Source organism: Roseomonas acroporae (assembly GCF_023223525.1).
In the GTDB taxonomy this organism is placed as follows: Bacteria; Pseudomonadota; Alphaproteobacteria; order Acetobacterales; family Acetobacteraceae; genus Roseomonas_E; species Roseomonas_E acroporae.
Window position 1 is genome coordinate 71,989 of sequence record NZ_JALPRX010000034.1, and the last position, 17,807, is coordinate 89,795.

The following is a 17,807-nucleotide window of genomic DNA, read 5'->3' on the forward strand; positions in this document are numbered from 1 at the left end:
GAGATGTCGCCCACCGCCCTGACCGGCGCCCCGCTCGGGGCCGATTCCTTCCTGCACCGCTACGAGGGGCTGCGCCAGCGCCTGCCCGGCGCCCGCCTTCCCTGGGTGGCGGCGCTGCGCGAGCGCGCGGCCGAAAGCTTCCGCGCCAAGGGCTTCCCGACGCGACGCGACGAGGCGTGGAAGTACACCGACCTCGCCCCGCTGCTGGCGCTGGGCTTCGCCGAGCCGCTCTCGAGCGTGGACGACGATGCCGCGCTGCCGCCCTCGCAGGGCGGCGCCGCCCGCGCCGTCTTCGTGGATGGCCGCTTCCGCGCCGACCTCTCCGCGCTGGACGACCTGCCCTACCGGGTGGGCAGCGTGGCCGAGGCGCTGCCGCGCCTGGACGGCGCGCTGGGCCGCCTCGCGCAGCCCTCGGAGCAGCCGCTGGCGGCGCTCAACGCCATGCTGTTCGAGGACGGTCTGGTGGTGCGCGTGCCGCCGGGCGTCGCGGGCGGCGTGCTGGAGCTGGTCTCGATGGCCAGCGGCGGCGAGCGGCCCACGGCCCTGCACCCGCGCCACCTGATCCGCATCGAGGACGGCGCCAGCCTGACGCTGATCGAGACCACCACCGGCCCGGAAGGCGCGCGCTACCTCCAGGCGCCGGTGTTCGAGATCGAGGTCGCCGAGGGCGGCCGGCTGAACCATGCGCGGCTCCAGACGGAATCGCGCGCGGCCTTCAACCTCTCCACCGTCTACGCGGCGGTGGCCGGCGGCGGCACCTATGACAGCTTCGTGCTGAACGCCGGCGGCCGGCTGGTGCGCAACGAGATCCATACCGCGCTGCAGGGCCCGAAGGCGGCCTGCCACCTGAACGGTGCGCAGCTCCTCGCCGACGGCCAGCATGCCGACACCACCACCGTGATCGACCATGCCGCCCCCGACTGCCCCTCGCGCCAGACCTACAAGACGGTGCTGGCCGGCCGGTCGCGCGGCGTGTTCCAGGGCAAGATCCACGTCCACCAGATCGCCCAGCGCACCGACGGCTACCAGATGAACCAGGCGCTGCTGCTCAGCCCCGAGGCGGAGGTCGACAGCAAGCCGCAGCTGGAGATCTACGCCGACGACGTGAAGTGCAGCCACGGCGCCACGGTGGGCGCGCTGGACGCGGACCAGCTCTTCTACCTGCGCGCCCGCGGCATCCCGGCCGAGGCGGCACGGCGCATGCTGGTGCGCGCCTTCCTGCAGGAGGCGGTGGAGGCGGTGGAGGACCCCGCCATCCAGGCCGCGCTGGACCGCACCCTGCAGGCATGGTGGCAGGCCGAGGACAGGGAGGCGGCGTGATGGACGGTGCCCTGGCGGCGGGAACGGCGCCCCTCGACGTCGCGCGCATCCGGCAGGATTTCCCGATCCTGCGGCAGACGGTGCGCGGCAGGCCGCTCGTCTTCCTCGACAGCGGCGCCTCGGCCCAGAAGCCGCGCGCGGTGATCGAGGCGATGGTGCGGCAGATGGAGACCGCCTACGCCAACGTCCACCGTGGCGCCTACCATCTCTCGGAGGCGGCGACCGCCGCCTACGAGGCGGCGCGCGCCGCCGTGGCCCGCTTCCTCAACGCGCGCGACCCGCGCGAGATCGTCTTCACGCAGAGCTCGACCGGCGCGATCAACCTCGTCGCGCACAGCTACGGGCGCGGCGTGCTGAAGCCCGGCCAGGCGGTGCTGGTCTCCGAGATGGAGCACCACGCCAATTTCGTGCCCTGGCAGATGCTGCGCAACGACACGGGCATCGAGTTCCGCCTCTGCCGCGTGACGCCGTCGGGCGAGCTGGACCTCGACGACCTCGCGGCCAAGCTCGCCGACGGCAAGGTGGGCCTGGTCGCGGTCACGCACATGTCCAACGTGCTCGGCACCGTCACCCCGGCGGCGCGGATCGCCCGCATGGCGCACGAGGCGGGGGCGAAGGTGCTGTTCGACGGCTCCCAGGCCGCCGTCCACCGCGCCGTGGACGTGCAGGCGCTGGACGCCGACTTCTACGTCTTCACCGGCCACAAGCTGTACGGCCCGACCGGCATCGGCGTGCTCTGGGCGCGGCTGGAGCTGCTGGACCGCATGCCGCCCTTCCTCGGCGGCGGCGACATGATCTCGGCGGTGTACGCGGACGGGTTCGAGCCGGCGCCGGTGCCGGCGAAGTTCGAGGCAGGCACCCCGCCCATCGTCGAGGCGACCGGGCTGCATGCCGCCATCGACTACGTGACCGCCATCGGCATGCCCGCGATCGAGGCGCACGAACGCGCCCTGGTGGAGCACGCGACGCGGCGGCTGGACGCGATCGAGGGGCTGACCCTGCTCGGCCGGGCGCAGGACCGGGGCGGCGTGTTCTCCTTCGTGCTGGACAACGCCCATCCGCACGACCTCGCCACGCTGCTCGACCGCGCCGGCATCGCGGTACGCTCCGGCCGGCACTGCGCCGAGCCGCTGCACGCCTGCTTCGGCCAGGAAGGCGGCACCTGTCGTGCCTCCTTCGGCCTGTACACGACGCAGGGGGAGATCGACCACCTCGCCGACGCGCTGGTCGAGGCGCGGAAGTTCTTCGCGTGAATCGCGTCGTGCGCCGCACCATATGCTGCCCAGGCAGGGCGCGGGCCGCCGGCAGCGCGCCGCCGGCACCGTCGCCCGGAGACAGGTGATGTTCGACGACCTTCGCGACCTCTACCAGGAGGTCATCCTCGACCACGGCCGCAAGCCGCGGAATTTCCACCGGCTGGAGGATGCCGACCGCACCGCGCGCGGCGACAACCCGATGTGCGGCGACCGGATGGAGCTGTTCCTCAAGCTCTCGCCGGAAGGCGGCATCGCCGATGCCGCCTTCCAGGGGCGCGGCTGCGCCATCTCCATGGCCTCCGCCTCGCTGATGACGGAGACGGTGAAGGGCAAGTCGCCGGCCGAGGCACGGTCGCTGGGCGAGCATTTCCGCGCCCTCGCCACCACCGGCACCTGCCCGGAATGCGGCGAGGCGATCGCCGAGGACATGGAGCGCCTCCAGGTGCTCGGCGGCGTCTCGGAATTCCCGAGCCGCGTGAAGTGCGCGACGCTCGCCTGGCACACGCTGAACGCGGCGCTGGACGGCGGGCCGGGGGACGTCAAGGAGGCCAGCAGTGAGTGATCCGCAGGCAACGGCCCCGGCCGTCACCGCAACGGGCACCGGCGCGCCGCACGCCGCCTGGACACCGGAGGGCGAGACCCGCCCGCGCGTCTCGGAGACGGCGGTGATCGACGCGATCAGCGAGGTCTACGACCCCGAGATCCCGGTCAACATCTACGAGCTCGGCCTCGTCTACGCGGTCGAGATCGAGGATGACGGCAGGGTCAAGGTCGAGATGACCCTGACCGCCCCCTCCTGCCCCTCGGCGCAGGAGCTGCCAGCGCAGGTGGAGGAGCAGGTCCGCCGCGTCCCCGGCGTCTCCGACGTCGCAGTCGAGGTGGTCTGGGACCCGCCCTGGGACCAGAGCCGCATGAGCGAGGATGCCCGCCTCGCCTTGAACATGTTCTGACCGAGAACGACATCCAGGCAGCCATGAGCACGAGCACCACCGCGTCCCCCCGCCCGAAGCGCGCCCTGCCGCCGCTGATGCAGCTCAGCGATGCGGCGGCCGAGCGGCTGCGCGCGCTCTACGAGAAGGGCCAGCACGGCAGGCTTCTGCGCATCGGCGTCCGCACGCGCGGCTGTTCCGGCATGTCCTACGACCTGACCTGGGCGGACGAGCCGGGTCCGGGCGACGAGGCGGTGACCGACAAGGGCGTCACCGTGCTGGTGGACCGCAAGGCGACGCTGTTCCTGATCGGCACCACCATGGACTACGAGCAGAAGGCCATGTCGGCGGGCTTCACCTTCGTGAACCCGAACGAGAAGGCCCGCTGCGGCTGCGGCGAGAGCTTCAGCGTCTGATCCCGCCGCCCGCCCGCGCGGCCGGGTGGGCCTACGAGTGGATCCCGCCGGCGGCGGCCGGCTTCCCGGCTCCTTCCCGACCGGGCTCTTCCCCATCCGGCCCTTTCCCATCGGCCCCTCTCCCATCGGGCCGGGTGCCTGCCGGCGAGGCGGGCGCCGCCACCGTGCCGGTCGGCGTGGCGACCGGCGCCGCCGGCTCGGCCGCCGCCGCCTCGCTGCCGGCCTGCCGCTCCAGCCGCCCCACCACGGCGAAGGCCATCGCGGCCGCCGCCAGCCCGAACAGCACCGAGCCCAGCGCCTGCCCGATCACCACCCCCGACGGGCCGTAGCCGGCGCCGATCGCCACCAGCGGGATCGTCCCCAGCGTCGCCCGCCCCCAGTTGAAGGCAGTGGAGTAGAGCGGCCGGCCCAGGTTGTTGAACGCGGCGTTGGCCACGAAGAGCAGCCCGACGAAGACGAAGCTGCCTGCCGTCCAGTTGCAGAACAGGTGCAGGATCTCCGCCGCCGTCCCCTGCGCCGAGAAGGCGGCGGCCAGCGCGTCCTGCCCCAGCCACAGCGCCAGCCACGCCACGGAGACGGCCAGCAGCACGAACAGCATGCTGTCGCGCAGCGCGCGGCGCACCCGGTCCAGCCGCCCCGCGCCGCGGTTCTGCGCCAGGATCGGCCCCACCGCGCCGGTCAGCGCGTAGACCAGCCCGAAGGCGACCGGGGTGATGCGGTCGATCGTCGCCTGCCCGGCCACGGCGGCCGGGCCGAAGCGCGCCATGCTGCCGGTGACGAAGGCGGCGCCGATCGGCGTGGCGAGGTTGGACAGCACCGCCGGACCGGAGACGGCGAGGATCGCCCGTGCATCCACCAGGAAGGCGGCCGCCTCGAAACGCCCGAGCAGCCCGTGCCGCCGCGCCAGGCGCCAGCCGACCCAGGTGAGGAAGGCGCGCGAGAGCACGGTGCTGATCGCGGCGCCGGTCAGCCCCAGCCCCAGCCCGAAGATCAGGATCGGGTCCAGCACCGCCGCCGCGACGGCCGCGGCGAGGGTGACGTGCATCGAGCCGCGCGCGTCGCCGATGGCGCGCAGCAGCGCCGCCATGGTCATGCCCACCGCGAGGCAGGGGATCGAGACCGCCGTGATGGTGAGGAACAGCGCCGCCAGCGCCCGCGTCTCCCCGGCCGCGCCGAGCAGGTCCAGCACCGGGCCGAGGCAGGCCAGCATCGCCGCCGCCACCAGCGCGGTCAGCAGCCCGACCAGGGCGAGACCGGCGGTGGCGAGCCGGCGCGCCGCCTCCATCCGCCCGGCGCCGATGAGCACGCCGACGGCGGTGCCGACGCCGATGGTCAGCCCGATCGCCACCGAAATCGGGAAGAACCCCACCGTCCCGGCGAAGCCCACCGCCGCCGCCACGGGCTGGTGCCCCAGCCGCGAGATGTAGAGCAGGTTGAGCAGGTCCACCGCGAACACGGCGACCAGCCCGACCGCGCCCGTGCTCGCCATGACGGCGACGTGCCGCATGATCGAGCCGCTGACGAAGCGCGGAGAGTCGGGGGAAAGGGCCAAGCGGGATCAGGCCTCCAGGGGCCGGTAGGGGGGCCGAGCAGGGGGACCGGAGCGGCAGGACGGAAGCCGGCGCAGGCCCGGCCGTCCGGACGTCGCCGCGCCTTCGGGCACGCCGGCCCGGTGGCGCGGCGCGGCGGCGCGGCGCGGCGGCTCGGCCTGGCACCTCAGCCCAGCACCTCGGGGTTGACCGCGTTGTCGCGGTTCGGCGCGCCGTCCAGCACGCCCAGGATGTTGCGCGCCGTGGCGGCCGCCATCGCCGCCATCGATTCCTCGGTGACGCCGGCCATGTGCGGCGACAGCACCACGTTGGGCAGCGCCATCAGCGGATGGCCGGCCTTCGCCGGCTCCTCCACGAACACGTCGATGCCGGCACCGGCGAGATGGCCGGAAACCAGCGCGTCGTGCAGCGCCGCCTCGTCCACGATGCCGCCGCGCGCCGTGTTGACCAGCACCGCGCCGGGCTTCATGCGCGCGAGGCGCGCCGCGTCGAACATCCCCTCCGTCTCGCGGTTGCGCGGGCAGTGCAGGCTGACATGGTCGGCCTCGGCCAGCGCGGCGTCGAGGTCGGGGGCGGGCTCGTAGCCGGCCTCGCGGATCGCCTCGGGCGACACGTAGGGGTCGTGCACCAGCACCCGCATGCCGAAGGCGCGGCAGCGCGGCGCGAGGCGCGTGCCGATGCGGCCGAAGCCCACCACCAGCACGGTGTGCCCGGCCAGCTCGCGCGGCAGCGGCCCCTTGCGGTCGTGCCACAGGCCCTGCTTCACGCGCCGGTCCAGCTCCGCGCCGCGCTTGGCGATCTCGATCATCATGTAGAAGGCCTGCTCGGCGACGCTGGTGGCGTTGGCGATGCCCACCACCATCAGCGGCACGCGGCGCGCGGTCAGCGCCGGCACGTCCACCGCGTCGAAGCCGACGCCGAGCCGCGCCACCACCTTCATCCCCGGCGCCGCGTCCAGCTCCGGATCGGCGAAGCGCGTGTTCGGGCCGAGCGCGACGCCCACGGCGCCGGCCAGCAGGGCGCGGAATTCCGGCGCGGCGATGGTGGGTCTGTAGCGCACCACCTCGATGTCGGGACGCTGGCGGAACAGGCGCAGCCCCGCCTCGCCCAGCGTCTCGACGATCAGGACGCGCGTGGAATTCGGACGCGCTTCGGTCTCTGGCATGCGTTCCTCCCCGGCCGGTCGCGCCGGCCGCATCCGGGGAGTATCGCCCCGCCCGGCCCCGGCCGGAAGCCGGGGGACGGCCCGCCGGCACCCGTGGCCAGTCGGACCGCGGCCGGAGGGCCTGGAGCATTTTCAAGCTGAGCGTCCTCGCTCAGCGGCTCGGAAAATGCGAAAAATCAAAAGGCTAGAGCCGTTCCGGCCTGATACAGTCAGGCTGGATCGGCTCTAGGCGGCGTCAATCCACGGTGATGTGGCGCTCGCGGATCACGCCGGCCCAGAGCGCCGTCTCGCGGCGCAGCCGCTCGGCGAAGACGTCGGGCGGCTCGCACACCACGTCGAGGCCCTGCGCCGTCATCTTCTCCCGCATCTCCGGCTGGCGCAGCACCTTCGCGCACTCCTCGTAGATCGCCTGCACCACCGGCGCCGGCACGGCGCGCGGCACCAGCAGCCCGTACCAGGAGGTGACGTCGATCCCCGGCACGCCGGCTTCCGCCAGGGTCGGCACGTCCGGCAGGCGCGGCGAGCGTTGCGCCGTGGTCATCGCCAGGGCGCGGAGCTGGCCGTCCCGCACCGCCGGCAGCACCACCGGCAGGTTGCTGGCGAGAAGCTGGATCTGCCCGCCCAGCAGGTCGCTCAGCGCCTGGGTGGTGCCGCGATACGGCACGTGCGCGATCTCCGTGCCGGTCTTCTCCTTGAACAGCTCCATGGCGAGGTGAAGCTGGCTGCCGACGCCGGGCGAGCCGTAGGACAGCCGGTCCGGCTGCGCCTTGGCCAGCGCGACCAGCTCCGCCACGTTGCGCGCGGGGAAGTCCGGCGCGCAGACGATCAGGTTCGGCGTGGTGGCAAGCATCGAGACCGGCGCGAAGTCCCGCTCCACCACGAAGGGCAGGTTGCGCAGCAGGGTCGGGTTGATGGTCAGGTTGCCGGCCGGGATCACCAGCATGGTGGTGCCGTCCGCCGGCGCGCGGCGCACCGCGTCGATGCCGATGTTGCCGGCGCCGCCCGTGCGGTTGTCCACCGCCGCCGGCTGGCCGGTGCGGACCTGCAACCCCTGCGCCAGCACGCGCGCCAGCACGTCGATCGGGCCGCCGGGCGTGAAGGGGGCGACCAGCGTCAGCGGCTGGCGCGGAAAGGCGGGGGCGAGGTCGGCCGCCGGCTGCGCGACGGCGCGGCGCAGCGCGGGCAGCGCGGCAAGGAAGGCGAGCGCGGCGCGGCGGGTGAGCGGGCCCGGTGCGGGCATGGTGCGGTGATCCCTGTCAGGGTGGTGGCTGTGCTTCCGGCATCCGGGACGCTGAGAGGCCCGGGGAAGGCGCTGCCTTCCCCGGCCCCCATCCGCCAGGAACCTCAGGTTCCTGGACCTCCGCTGGCTTTTGGGCCTCGCCGGCGGAAAGGGCGAGACCGAAAACGAAAAGGGGGGTCCCAGGGGGGCTTCGCCCCCTGGCGCTTTCTGCCTTCAGGCCGGCGCCAGCACCAGCGCGTCGATCTCCACGAGAAGATCGGGCGACACCAGCGCCTCGACCCCGACGAGGGTGGAGCACGGGAAGGGCTCGGCGAACACCTCGCGCCGTGCCGTGCCGACCTCGGCGCGCCGCGACATGTCCGTCAGGAACACGGTGAGCTTCACCACGTCCGACGCACGGCCACCCGCCGCCTCGATCAGCGCGAGGACGCGGCGCAACGCCTCGCGCGTCTGCGCCTCCACGCTGTCGCCGCCGATCGCGCCCGTGGGCGTGCCGGCATGCTGGCCGGAGACGTGGATGAAGCCGCCGGCCACGAGGCAGTTGGAGAACAGGCCCGGCGGCGGCTCCGGCACCGCCGCCGTCGTGACCTTCCTGATCCCCGTCGGCCGGATCACGCCTTGCCCGCCTCGCGCAGCGCGGTGAGCTGCAGGCGCGCCTGCTGCGCCAGGTAGCGGCGCAGGCGGATCAGCCCGGCATCGTGCTGGTAGAGCATCTCGAACTTCTCCAGCCCCGGCTTGCAGTTGGCGAGCATCTGCCGGTCCTGCTCCAGCACCGCCCAGTGGCGCGCCTCGATGCGGGTCTTGTAGAGGAAGCGCCAGGTGTCGCGCTGCCAGCCGGTCGTCCTGCGGCAGCGCCAGAAGAAGCTGGCGTTGGTGTCCTCGTCGATCGGCGTCGAGAAGCCGATGATGGCGAAATTGCCGCCCGGGCCGGCGGAGGCCGGATAGGGGATCTCCAGCCGGCCGTACAGGGCACCGTCGTCGACCAGCTCGCTCCAGTCGAAATTGACGTCGCGCTGGCCTTCCTTCTCGAAGATGAAGCCGGTGGGCGTGTCGCGCGTGACGAACTTCGCCTCGGTCTCGCCCTGGTACATGGTGTGCGAGTTGGCGTGCAGGAAGGTCCCGTGCATCGGGTCCATGATGTTGTCGTAGGAGTAGCGCCAGAACATCTCCCAGTCCGCGTAGCAGAGGAAGCGGCTCCACTCCTCGGAGACGAGCTGCGGCGGCGGGGTGAAGGGCGCGGGCTCCGGGTGCAGCGCGTCGCCGAACCAGACGAAGATGGCGCCGGCGATCTCGCGCGCCGGGTAGGTCTTGACCGCCTTCTTGCCCTCCAGCGGGCAGCCCGGCTGGCCGGGGACGGAGAGCACCGTGCCGTCCGGCCCGACCTCGACGCCGTGGTAGTTGCAGCGGATGCTCGTGCCCTCGTTCTGGCCGCGCGAGAGCGGCACGGCGCGGTGCGGGCAGCGGTCGATCTGCACGTGGATCTGGCCGTCCACGTCGCGCCAGAGCACCAGCGGGTCGCCGAGGCGCTTGATGCCGAGCGGCTTGCCGCCTGCCTCGACGTAGCGCGAGGGCAGGATCGGCCACCAGCGGTTGCGCAGGCCGAGGCGCAGATAGGCCTGCACCTCCTGCTCGGTCGGGGCGGCGGGCTTCGCCGGGGCGGTGCCGGCGGCGGGGCGCTGCAGGGTGGTCGCGCTCATCGGATCAGGCTCCCAGCTCTTGCATCAGGGCGGTGAAGTTCTGCTCGGTCCAGGCGCCGCCATGCGGCGGGCGGACGCGGGAATTGTTGAGCCCCTCGATCACCTGCGGCAGCTCCTTGGCGCCGCGGGCGAAGATGCTCTCCAGCGCGTCGGCCAGGGAGTACTCCCATTCCGTGGGCTCGTGGTCCCGGGTCTGGTGCACTTCCAGCGCGGGGAATTGGTAGGTGCTCATGCCTGCTGCTCCTGCCGCTTGGCCTTCCACTCGCGCGCGAGGCGCTCGCGCACGGGGACGAAGTCGTAGGTGGGGAAGAACTCGGTCGCGAACACGCCCCAGGCGCTGCGCTCGATCTCGATGTTGACGACGTTGAGCAGACGCGGGGGCAGACGCAGCGTCACGATCTGGCCGAGGCCCATCGCGACGGTCCAGCTCACGATCTCGCAGCCGGCGGGCGGGAAGCGCTCCCACCAGGCGCGCTCGGCGAGCCTGCCCTGGATCTGGTCGATGTTCTGGCCCTGGTCATGCTTGAGGAAGATCGTCAGCAGGATCTTCTCTTCTTCTTCCGTCTCCGGCACGGCGCGATCCCTTCTTCTTCTCAGACGTCGAGGACGAGGCGCGATCCCTTCGCGCGCGAGACGCAGGTCATCATGCTCTGGTTGGCCGCCTGCTCGGAGGCCGAGAGGATGCTGTCGCGGTGATCGACCTCGCCCTCGATGATGCGGCACTCGCAGGTTCCGCACACGCCCTGCTCGCAGGAGCGTGGCACGTCGATGCCGTTCTCGTTCAGCACGTCGAGCACGCTCTTCTCCGGCGGCACGAACAGCGTCGTGCCGGAAGCGGCGCAGACCAGCTCGAAGCCCTCCGACACCTCGCCCTCGGGGCGGGCGCGGGCGGTGAACCACTCGAAGCGCACCGTGCCCTCGGGCCAGTGGGCGGTCGCCTGCTCCACCGCCGTCATCAGCTTCTCGGGGCCGCAGCAGTAGAGCACCGTGTCGGCCGGGGCGTCGGCCAGGCGCGCCTCCACGTCGAGCCGCGTGCCGGCCTCGGAGGAATGCAGCGAGACCTCGCCGCCGAGCGCCAGCGCCTCGTCGAGGAAGGGCGCGTCCTCGACGCGCTTCGTGCAGAACAGCAGCGACCAGCGCGCACCGTTGCGCGTCGCCTCCCGCATCATCGGCAGCAGCGGCGTGACGCCGATGCCGCCGGCCACGAACAGGTAGTGCGGCGAGGCGATCAGCGGGAAGTTGTTGCGCGGCGTGCCGACCTTCAGCAGCATGCCCGGGCGCAGCTCGCGATGGATGATACGCGAGACGCGGCCGCCCTCCACCTCGCGCACGCCGACGCGGTAGGTGGCGCGGTCGGACGGGTCGCCGCAGAGCGAGTACTGGCGGATGTCGCCGCCCGGCAGGTGCAGGTCCACATGCGCGCCGGGGGCGAAGGCGGGCAGCGCGGCGCCGTCCGGGGAGACGAAGTCGAGCGAGAGCACGCCCGGCGCCTCCCAGGTGATGCGGCGCAGGCGCAGCGTCAGGAAGGCGGGGGCGGCGGCCTCGTCCGCGTCGGTCTCGGGCGTCGCCGGCATGTCGGTCTCGTTCAGCATGGCGTGGGTTCCGGGGGGCGCTGCGGGCTCAGGCGGCCCAGGGATGCGGCAGGCCGCTCATGTCGTGGTAGATGGACTTCTGCGCCATCCAGGCACGGATGCCCTCGCGGCCCTTCTCGCGGCCGAGGCCGCTGTCCTTCACGCCGCCGAAGGGCGTCGCGATGGAGAACTGCTTGTAGGTGTTGATCCAGACCGTGCCAGCCTCGATGGCGCGGCCGACGCGCCAGGCGCGCGGGAAGTCGCGCGTGTAGATGCCGCAGGCGAGGCCGTAATCGTTGTCGTTGCCCTGCGCGATCACCTCCGCCTCGTCGTCGAAGGGCAGCACGGCGAGCACCGGGCCGAACACCTCCTCGCGGCACAGCGCGGCCGTGTTGGGCAGGCCGGCGATGATGGTGGGCAGGTAGTAGTTGCCGGACTCGTAGGCGGCGCCCAGGGGCCGCTCGCCGCCGGCCAGCAGCGCGCCGCCATCGGCGAGGGCGCGGGCGACGTGCGATTCCACCTCGGCGCGATGGTCGGGGTGGATCAGCGGCGCGACCTGGGTGGTGCGCTCGAAGGAATGGCCGACGCGCAGCGCCTTCGTGGCCGCGACGAGCTTCGCGACGAATTCCTCGTACACGCCGCGCTGCACGAAGAGGCGCGATCCGGCGATGCAGGACTGGCCGGTGGAGGAGAACACGCCGAACATCACCCCGGCGACGGCGAGATCGAGATCGGCGTCGTCGAAGACGATGGTGGGGGACTTGCCGCCGAGTTCGAGGGAGACCGGCATCAGCTTCTCGGCCGCCTTGCGCGCGATGCCGCGCCCGACCTCGGTGCCGCCGGTGAAGGAGACCTTGCGGATGGCGGGATCGACCACGAGGCGCTCGCCGACGATCGAGCCGGAGCCGGGCAGCGCGGAGAACAGGCCGGCGGGCAGGCCGGATTCCTCGACGATGCGCGCCAGCTCCAGGCAGACCAGCGGGCTCCAGGAAGCGGGCTTGAGCAGGATGGCGTTGCCGGCGGCGAGCGCCGGCGCCACCTTCTGCGCGTCCGAGGCGATGGGCGAGTTCCACGGCGTGATGCCGGCGGTGACGCCCAGCGGCTCGTGCACCGAGAAGGAGAGGTAGTCGCCGCGCGACGGCGTCAGCGCATCCTCCATCGTCTCCAGCGCCGCCGCCATGTAGCGGAAGGTGCCGGCGGCGCTCATCGCCAGCGCCTTCGTCTCGGTCAGCGTCTTGCCGGTGTCGCGCGACTGGACGAAGGCGATGCGGTCCGCGTCGCGGGCGATGCCCTCGGCGATGCGGTAGAGGAAGGTGGCGCGCTCGTGCGGCCGCAGGCGGCGCCAGGCGGGCGCGTTCGCGGCCTCCTGCGCGCGCCCGATGGCGAGCGACACGTCCTCGGCCGAGGCGCCGTGGAGCACGCGGTTCAGCGAGCCGTCGGCCGGGAAGCGGGACTCGATCGGTGCACCGCGACCCTGCCGCCACTCGCCGGCGATGAAGATGCGGTCGTCGGGAAGCTCGAAGGAGGACATGGCGCGGCGTTCCTCTCAGATGGCGATCGGCGAGACGCGGTTCAGCAGCTCCCGCGCCACGCTGTACCCCGCCGTCAGCGAGGTCTTGGGGTTGGCCGGCGAGGGGCGGCCCTCCAGCCGGATGGTGAAGTCGGCGCAGCCGGAGCGCACCGTCACCTCGTGCACGTTGCGCGTGACGGTGGGATCGGCGACGAGCCGCACGCGGGTGCGCGCGAAGCCGGCGCCCGCCAGCGCCACGGCGGCGGCGACGTTGGCGTTCTGCGGATAGTCGCGCGCCGCCTCGCCCGCCGTGCCCTCGTAGAACACGGTGGGCTCGGTGAGCGCGTCGAGGTCGAGCAGCGTCTCGGCCGGCGTGCCGCGCCAGGCGCGCGGCGGCTTGCGGCCGGAATAGGTCACCTCGTCGAGGCCGGAGAGTCGCGCGGCGGCCAGCACGTCGATGCCGCCGACCGCACCGGCCGGCAGCACGAGCCGCGCGCCGCCCATCCGCGCCGCCTCGGCGAGCGATTCGCGCAGCGCGTCGTCGGCGAGCGAGCCGACCGAGATCACGACGAGGTCGCGGCCGGTGCCGAGGATCTCGGCGCCATGCGCGCGCACCGCGCCGTGGCCGGCGCACTCCGCCACCACCTGCGGCTCGGTGTCGAGCAGGCTGGTCAGGTCGGTGTGGATGCTGCGCTCCGCCGCCACCGCCGCGCCGTGGCGGGCGAGCAGGGCGTGGGCGGATTCCTCCATCCCCGGCGGCACCAGCACGGCGAGGTGCTCGATCGGCGCGGGCAGCCCGGCGGCGAGGGCGGCGAGCACCGTCTCCGCCATGCCGCCGGCGCCGATGAGGCCGAGGCGGCGCATCACTTCACGCTCCCGGCCGCACCGGCCGGCGGGCCGGCGAAGCTCTCGGCGAAGGGGCCGATCGCCACCATGTCCACCTCGATCAGGCGCGGGCCCTCGGCGGCCAGCGCCCGGTCCAGCGCGGCGGGGAAGTCGGCGACGTCCGAGACGCGCTCGTGCGGCAGGCCGACCGCGCCGCAGATCATCGAGAAGTCCGGCGTCAGGATGTTGGAGTAGACGTGCCGGCCGCCATACTGCGCGTCCTGGATGTTGCGGATCACGCCGTAGCCGCGGTCGTTCATCAGCACGAACACCATCCCGGCCCGCATCTCGACCGCCGTCGCCAGCTCGCCGATCATGAGCTGCGAGCCGCCGTCGCCCAGCAGCGTCACCGCCTTGCCGAGGCCGGCCATGGCGGCGCCGATGCCCATGGCGATGCCCTGGCCGATGCCGCCGCCCAGCGCGTGCACGCCGAGATGCGGCGCCGCCAGCTTCACGTAGCGGTTGCCGAAGGTGCTGTTGGAAATGGTGACGTCGCGCACCCAGGGCAGCGCGCCGGCCTGCACGCGTTCGCTGATCGCGTCGGCGAGCGGGGCGTAGGGGCCGAGCACGCGGCGCAGCGCCGCCTCGGAACGCGCGCGCGCCGGGGCGATGCCGTCCAGGAAGGCGGGGTCGGTGGCGAGCTTCTCCGGCAGGCGGGCGAGCAGCCCCTCCAGCACCAGCCGGGCGTCGCCGGCCAGGAACAGGTCCACCGGGTAGTTGCGGCCGGCCTGGGTGCCGTCGGCATCCACCTGCACCAGCGTCGCCGGCAGCCGCATCTGGTTGTTGCGCGTCTCGTTGCCGCGCAGGCGGGAGCCGACGACGATCATCAGGTCGGATTGCTCGTAGAGCGCCTGCGCGTCCGGCGTCATGTTGAAGGCGCCGAGCGAGCGCGGATGGCCTTCCGGCACCACGGCGCGGCCGTTGGTGCTGGTGACGGCGGCGAAGCCGCGCTCGACCAGCGCCGTGGCCGCCGCCGCGGCGCCACGCGCGCCGCCGCCGAGCCAGAGCATCGGCCGCTCGGCCTGCAGCACCAGCTCGGCCAACGCGTCGAGCTGCGCGGCATCGGGCACCTGGACCGCCGGCGTCAGCGTCGCCGGCCAGGCGCGGCCACGCACCTTCACGCGTTGCACGTCCACCGGGATCTCCAGCGAGACCGGGCCGGTGGGCGCCGCGAGGGCCGCGTTGGCGGCGGCGAGAAGCTGGTCCACCGCCTGCGCCGGCTCCCAGACGCGCACATAGGCCTTGCTGACGGCCTTGAGCATGTCCGGCTGGCGCGGCACGTCGTGGATGGCGGCGCGGTCGCGGTCCATGAAGGGCCGGTCGATCTGCGTCGTGATGTGCAGCACGGGCGAGCCGGCGGTCAGCGCCTCCACCTGCGAGCCCGCCGCGTTGCCCGCCGCCGTGCCGGTGCTGGTGATGCAGACGCCGAGCGAGCGCGTCACGCGCGCATAGGAATCGGCCATGTTCATGGCGCCGGCCTCGCCGCGCGCCGGGACGAAGCGGATGCGGCCCTGGCGCGCGATGGCGTCGAGGATCGGCATGTTGTGGATCGAGATCACGCCGAAGACGGTGGTGACGCCGATCTCGGCCAGGGCGCGGGCGATCAGGTCGCCCACCGGCTCCTCCGCGGCGAGGCGGCCGATGCGGGCGTTCGGGGTGGCGGTCGGGGCGAGATCCATGGCGGCGGCGTCCGTCTGTGCGTGGTTGGTCGTCTTGCTTCCCTGGGCGCCGCCCATGGACAGCGTGGAGGCGGTTGTCGGACCGGCGAGGACGGTCATGCCACCTTGTCCTTCCAGAGCAGGTCCGGCGCGGCACGGCGCGCGGGGCCGTGCCAGCCGAGCCGGCGCGAGATCTCCTCGGCGGCCTCGGCCACGGCGTCGCCGATGCGGCGATGCGCGGCCTCGCCGTCGAAGTCGGCGGAATGGCCGGAGACGTTGATCGCCGCCACCGGCTGGCCGGAGGCATCGAGCACCGCGGCCGCCACGGAGGAGATGCCGGCCTCGTAGTGGCCCTCGCTCCAGGCGAGGCCGCTCTCGCGGTCGGCGTCGAGCCGCTCGCGGAGCTGCGGCAGCGTCACCGCCGTGTGCGTCGTGGCGGCGGGCATGGCGGCGCCGGCATACATGCGCGCGACGCGCTCGGCCGGCAGGTGGGCCAGGATGATGCGCCCCATGTTGGCGGCGTGCGCCGGCAGCCGGGAGCCGACGCGGATGTTGCTGGCGAAGGCGTGGTTCGGCGTGCGGCGCACCACGTAGACCACCTCCATCCCGTCCAGCACGCCGAGATGCGCGGAAAGACCGAGCCGCTCGGCGAGGCGCGTCAGCACCGGCACCGCGACCTGCACCAGGTCCTCGGAGAAGAAGGCCTGCGCCGCCATGCCGATCAGCCCGAGGCCGATGCGCCAGCCCGGCTTGTCGTCGCCGCGCGGCTCGATGAAGCGCTCCGCCTCCAGCGTGTGCAGCAGCCGCAGCAGGGTGGTGCGGTTGATGCCCAGCTCGCGCGCGGTGCGCGCCATGTTGGTCACCGGGTCGCCCTCGGCGATGTGGCGCAGCAGGCGGGCGGCGCGCTGCACGGGCGGGGAGAGGTAGGCGCCCTCGGCGTCCCGCTCCTCGTCCTTTTCGACGGCCTTCGGATCAGCCATGGCCGGCCTCCAGCGCCAGCGCGGCGAGGCGGGCGGCGACCAGCGCGGGGTTCTCCTGCGGCAGGGCGTGGCCGGCATCCGCGACGAATTCCAGGCCGAGCGGGCGCACCAGCGCGGCGTGCGCGGCGCTTGCGTTGTCGGGCGGCGTCACCACGTCCTCGGCGCCGCACAGCACCAGCGTCGGCGCCGCGACATGCGCGGCATCCGCCACGAGGTCGCCGGCGCCGAGCGCGCGCACGGCCCGGGCGTAGCCATCCGGCCGCACCGCGCCCATCGCGGCCCGGACGCCGGCGAGCACGGCGGGCTTCGCCTCGGGGCGATGCACGAGGCGCGCGGCGCGGGCGGCGGCGAAGGCGGTGGGGCCGAGCTTCGCCAGGTCGTCGATGCGCGCCTGCACCTTGGCCGGCAGCGGGGCGCCCTCGGGCACGCCGTAGCCGAGCGCCGGGGAGAGCAGCGCCAGCGCCGCGACGCGGCCGGGATGGGCGGCGGCGAAGCGCGCCGCGAACAGCGCGCCGAGCGAATGGCCGGCGAGCACGATGCGCTCCAGGCCGAGCGCGTCCAGCACAAGCGCCAGCGCCTCGGCGTAGTGCGCGGGGGTCGGGGCGGCGGCCGGCAGGTTGTCGGACTCGCCGTAGCCGGGCGCGTCCCAGGCCAGCGCGTCGATGGCGGGATCGAGGGCGGCCAGCACCGGCGCCCAGGTGCCGCCATTGCTGCCGATGCCGTGCAGCAGCACCAGCGGCAGCGTCCTGCCGTTCCCCGGGCGGCGCAGCAGCGCGACGCCGGCGGCGCGCTCGTGGCGGAGGGTGGCGGCGCTCATGTGAAGACGAAGCCCGCATCGACCGGCAGCACCTGCCCGGTCAGGGCCAGCGCGCCTTGGGTGAGCAGGAAGGCGATGGTGGCGGTGATGTCCTCGGGGTCCTGCGGGCCGGGCACGGCGCGGCCGGTCTCGTAGAGGCGGTGGCGCTCCTCGGGCACGTACTCGGTCGCCTCGCAGCGCATGATGCCGGGGGCGACGGCGACGATGCCGACGCCGCGCGGCCCGAGCTCGCGCGAGAGGGAGCGCGTCATCGCCATCACCGCGCCCTTGGAGGAGGTGTAGGCGAGCAGCCGCGGCGCGCCCCAGAGCGCGGTGTCGGAGGCGAGGTTGACGATGCGGCCGCTGCCGGAGGCGACCAGCAGCGGCGCGAAGGCCCGCGTCACCAGCCAGGTGCCGCGCACGTTCACCGTCATCACCCGGTCCCAGGTGGCGATCTCGAGCTGGTCGAACTCCGGCCCGCCGATCCCCGTCGCGATCGCGGCGTTGTTGACCAGGCCGTGCACCACGCCCTCCCGCGCCGCCACGCCGTCGGCCAGCGCCTGGATGCTGGCCGGGTCGGCGAGGTCGACCGGCAGGAAGCGCGCCTCGGCGCCGTTCGCGGCGAGCGAGGCCGCCGTGTCGCGGCCGGCATCTTCCAGGATGTCGGCCAGGACCAGCCGGGCGCCGGCGGCGGCGCAGGTCTCGGCGATGGCGCGGCCGACGCCGCGCGCTGCCCCGGTCACCACCACGGTACGGCCGGCGAGCATTCCGCCCCGCTGTTGCTGCCCGCCCCGCTGTTGCTGCATGGTCATCGTCCGCGCTCCCTGCCGAGGC

Annotated in this window: 19 protein-coding genes; 5 read left to right on the forward strand and 14 right to left on the reverse strand. The window is 73.6% G+C overall.

Going from position 1 to position 17,807, the window contains the following annotated elements:
- Positions 1–3 precede the first annotated feature (3 nt).
- From sufD to M0638_RS09070, 5 genes are all read left to right on the forward strand, one after another.
- Positions 4–1,320, forward strand: coding sequence for a Fe-S cluster assembly protein SufD (gene sufD / locus M0638_RS09050; protein WP_248666651.1), 1,317 nt, complete (start codon positions 4–6; stop codon positions 1,318–1,320).
- Entirely contained in the window at positions 1,320–2,573 is a 1,254-nt protein-coding gene (locus M0638_RS09055; RefSeq protein WP_248666652.1) for an aminotransferase class V-fold PLP-dependent enzyme, read from the forward strand. The genes sufD and M0638_RS09055 overlap by 1 nt, the downstream gene beginning before the upstream one ends.
- An 88-nt stretch (positions 2,574–2,661) precedes the next feature.
- Positions 2,662–3,138, forward strand: coding sequence for a Fe-S cluster assembly sulfur transfer protein SufU (gene sufU / locus M0638_RS09060; RefSeq protein WP_248666653.1), 477 nt, complete (start codon positions 2,662–2,664; stop codon positions 3,136–3,138).
- Positions 3,131–3,526, forward strand: a complete 396-nt coding sequence (locus tag M0638_RS09065; RefSeq protein ID WP_248666654.1) for an SUF system Fe-S cluster assembly protein — start codon at positions 3,131–3,133, stop codon at positions 3,524–3,526. The genes sufU and M0638_RS09065 overlap by 8 nt, the downstream gene beginning before the upstream one ends.
- A gap of 23 nt (positions 3,527–3,549) precedes the next feature.
- Positions 3,550–3,921, forward strand: a complete 372-nt coding sequence (locus M0638_RS09070) for a HesB/IscA family protein (protein ID WP_248666655.1) — start codon at positions 3,550–3,552, stop codon at positions 3,919–3,921.
- Between the two features lie 31 nt (positions 3,922–3,952).
- Here M0638_RS09070 and M0638_RS09075 read toward each other — a convergent pair whose 3' ends face one another.
- From M0638_RS09075 to M0638_RS09140, 14 genes are all read right to left on the reverse strand, one after another.
- The gene (locus tag M0638_RS09075) at positions 3,953–5,473 is read right to left on the reverse strand and encodes an MATE family efflux transporter (RefSeq protein WP_248666656.1); all 1,521 of its coding nucleotides are present in this window, start codon (positions 5,471–5,473) and stop codon (positions 3,953–3,955) included.
- Positions 5,474–5,637: 164 nt separating this feature from the next.
- Complete coding sequence (locus tag M0638_RS09080) at positions 5,638–6,636, reverse strand: hydroxyacid dehydrogenase (RefSeq protein WP_248666657.1); 999 nt, start codon at positions 6,634–6,636, stop codon at positions 5,638–5,640.
- A gap of 235 nt (positions 6,637–6,871) precedes the next feature.
- Positions 6,872–7,876, reverse strand: coding sequence for a Bug family tripartite tricarboxylate transporter substrate binding protein (locus tag M0638_RS09085; RefSeq protein ID WP_248666658.1), 1,005 nt, complete (start codon positions 7,874–7,876; stop codon positions 6,872–6,874).
- A 213-nt stretch (positions 7,877–8,089) separates the two neighbouring features.
- Positions 8,090–8,491 (reverse strand): RidA family protein, encoded by a 402-nt coding sequence (locus tag M0638_RS09090; protein ID WP_248666659.1) that lies wholly within the window; start codon positions 8,489–8,491, stop codon positions 8,090–8,092.
- A complete protein-coding gene (locus M0638_RS09095; RefSeq protein ID WP_248666660.1) occupies positions 8,488–9,573 on the reverse strand; it encodes an aromatic ring-hydroxylating oxygenase subunit alpha in 1,086 nt (361 codons plus the stop codon). The genes M0638_RS09090 and M0638_RS09095 overlap by 4 nt, the downstream gene beginning before the upstream one ends.
- 4 nt (positions 9,574–9,577) lie before the next feature.
- The gene (locus M0638_RS09100) at positions 9,578–9,805 is read right to left on the reverse strand and encodes a recombinase-like helix-turn-helix domain-containing protein (protein ID WP_248666661.1); all 228 of its coding nucleotides are present in this window, start codon (positions 9,803–9,805) and stop codon (positions 9,578–9,580) included.
- Positions 9,802–10,146, reverse strand: a complete 345-nt coding sequence (locus M0638_RS09105; RefSeq protein ID WP_248666662.1) for a hypothetical protein — start codon at positions 10,144–10,146, stop codon at positions 9,802–9,804. The genes M0638_RS09100 and M0638_RS09105 overlap by 4 nt, the downstream gene beginning before the upstream one ends.
- 20 nt (positions 10,147–10,166) lie before the next feature.
- Positions 10,167–11,165 carry a PDR/VanB family oxidoreductase gene (locus M0638_RS09110; RefSeq protein WP_248666663.1) on the reverse strand — a complete coding sequence of 333 codons (999 nt, stop codon included), beginning with the start codon at positions 11,163–11,165 and terminating at the stop codon, positions 10,167–10,169.
- Positions 11,166–11,193: 28 nt separating this feature from the next.
- On the reverse strand, positions 11,194–12,675 hold the full coding sequence (locus M0638_RS09115; RefSeq protein ID WP_248666664.1) for an aldehyde dehydrogenase: 1,482 nt from the start codon (positions 12,673–12,675) through the stop codon (positions 11,194–11,196).
- 15 nt (positions 12,676–12,690) lie between these two features.
- Positions 12,691–13,518, reverse strand: a complete 828-nt coding sequence (locus tag M0638_RS09120) for an aspartate dehydrogenase (protein WP_248666665.1) — start codon at positions 13,516–13,518, stop codon at positions 12,691–12,693.
- Positions 13,518–15,317, reverse strand: a complete 1,800-nt coding sequence (locus M0638_RS09125; RefSeq protein WP_248666666.1) for a thiamine pyrophosphate-binding protein — start codon at positions 15,315–15,317, stop codon at positions 13,518–13,520. Before M0638_RS09125 ends, M0638_RS09120 begins: the two co-directional genes overlap by 1 nt.
- The gene (locus tag M0638_RS09130) at positions 15,314–16,177 is read right to left on the reverse strand and encodes an IclR family transcriptional regulator (RefSeq protein WP_248666667.1); all 864 of its coding nucleotides are present in this window, start codon (positions 16,175–16,177) and stop codon (positions 15,314–15,316) included. Before M0638_RS09130 ends, M0638_RS09125 begins: the two co-directional genes overlap by 4 nt.
- On the reverse strand, positions 16,170–16,994 hold the full coding sequence (locus tag M0638_RS09135) for an alpha/beta fold hydrolase (RefSeq protein WP_248666668.1): 825 nt from the start codon (positions 16,992–16,994) through the stop codon (positions 16,170–16,172). The genes M0638_RS09130 and M0638_RS09135 overlap by 8 nt, the downstream gene beginning before the upstream one ends.
- Positions 16,991–17,785, reverse strand: coding sequence for an SDR family oxidoreductase (locus M0638_RS09140; RefSeq protein ID WP_248666669.1), 795 nt, complete (start codon positions 17,783–17,785; stop codon positions 16,991–16,993). Before M0638_RS09140 ends, M0638_RS09135 begins: the two co-directional genes overlap by 4 nt.
- Between the last annotated feature and the right edge of the window lie 22 nt (positions 17,786–17,807).

Bases quoted from the DNA above. Each gene is read 5' to 3' on its own strand.
- sufD (WP_248666651.1), top strand. From the start codon at position 4: ATGTCGCCCACCGCCCTGACCGGCGCCCCGCTCGGGGCCGATTCCTTC.
- M0638_RS09055 (WP_248666652.1), top strand. From the start codon at position 1,320: ATGGACGGTGCCCTGGCGGCGGGAACGGCGCCCCTCGACGTCGCGCGC.
- sufU (WP_248666653.1), top strand. From the start codon at position 2,662: ATGTTCGACGACCTTCGCGACCTCTACCAGGAGGTCATCCTCGACCAC.
- M0638_RS09070 (WP_248666655.1), top strand. From the start codon at position 3,550: ATGAGCACGAGCACCACCGCGTCCCCCCGCCCGAAGCGCGCCCTGCCG.
- M0638_RS09080 (WP_248666657.1), bottom strand. From the start codon at position 6,636: ATGCCAGAGACCGAAGCGCGTCCGAATTCCACGCGCGTCCTGATCGTC.
- M0638_RS09085 (WP_248666658.1), bottom strand. From the start codon at position 7,876: ATGCCCGCACCGGGCCCGCTCACCCGCCGCGCCGCGCTCGCCTTCCTT.
- M0638_RS09095 (WP_248666660.1), bottom strand. From the start codon at position 9,573: ATGAGCGCGACCACCCTGCAGCGCCCCGCCGCCGGCACCGCCCCGGCG.
- M0638_RS09100 (WP_248666661.1), bottom strand. From the start codon at position 9,805: ATGAGCACCTACCAATTCCCCGCGCTGGAAGTGCACCAGACCCGGGAC.
- M0638_RS09110 (WP_248666663.1), bottom strand. From the start codon at position 11,165: ATGCTGAACGAGACCGACATGCCGGCGACGCCCGAGACCGACGCGGAC.
- M0638_RS09115 (WP_248666664.1), bottom strand. From the start codon at position 12,675: ATGTCCTCCTTCGAGCTTCCCGACGACCGCATCTTCATCGCCGGCGAG.
- M0638_RS09120 (WP_248666665.1), bottom strand. From the start codon at position 13,518: ATGCGCCGCCTCGGCCTCATCGGCGCCGGCGGCATGGCGGAGACGGTG.
- M0638_RS09125 (WP_248666666.1), bottom strand. From the start codon at position 15,317: ATGACCGTCCTCGCCGGTCCGACAACCGCCTCCACGCTGTCCATGGGC.
- M0638_RS09130 (WP_248666667.1), bottom strand. From the start codon at position 16,177: ATGGCTGATCCGAAGGCCGTCGAAAAGGACGAGGAGCGGGACGCCGAG.
- M0638_RS09135 (WP_248666668.1), bottom strand. From the start codon at position 16,994: ATGAGCGCCGCCACCCTCCGCCACGAGCGCGCCGCCGGCGTCGCGCTG.
- M0638_RS09140 (WP_248666669.1), bottom strand. From the start codon at position 17,785: ATGACCATGCAGCAACAGCGGGGCGGGCAGCAACAGCGGGGCGGAATG.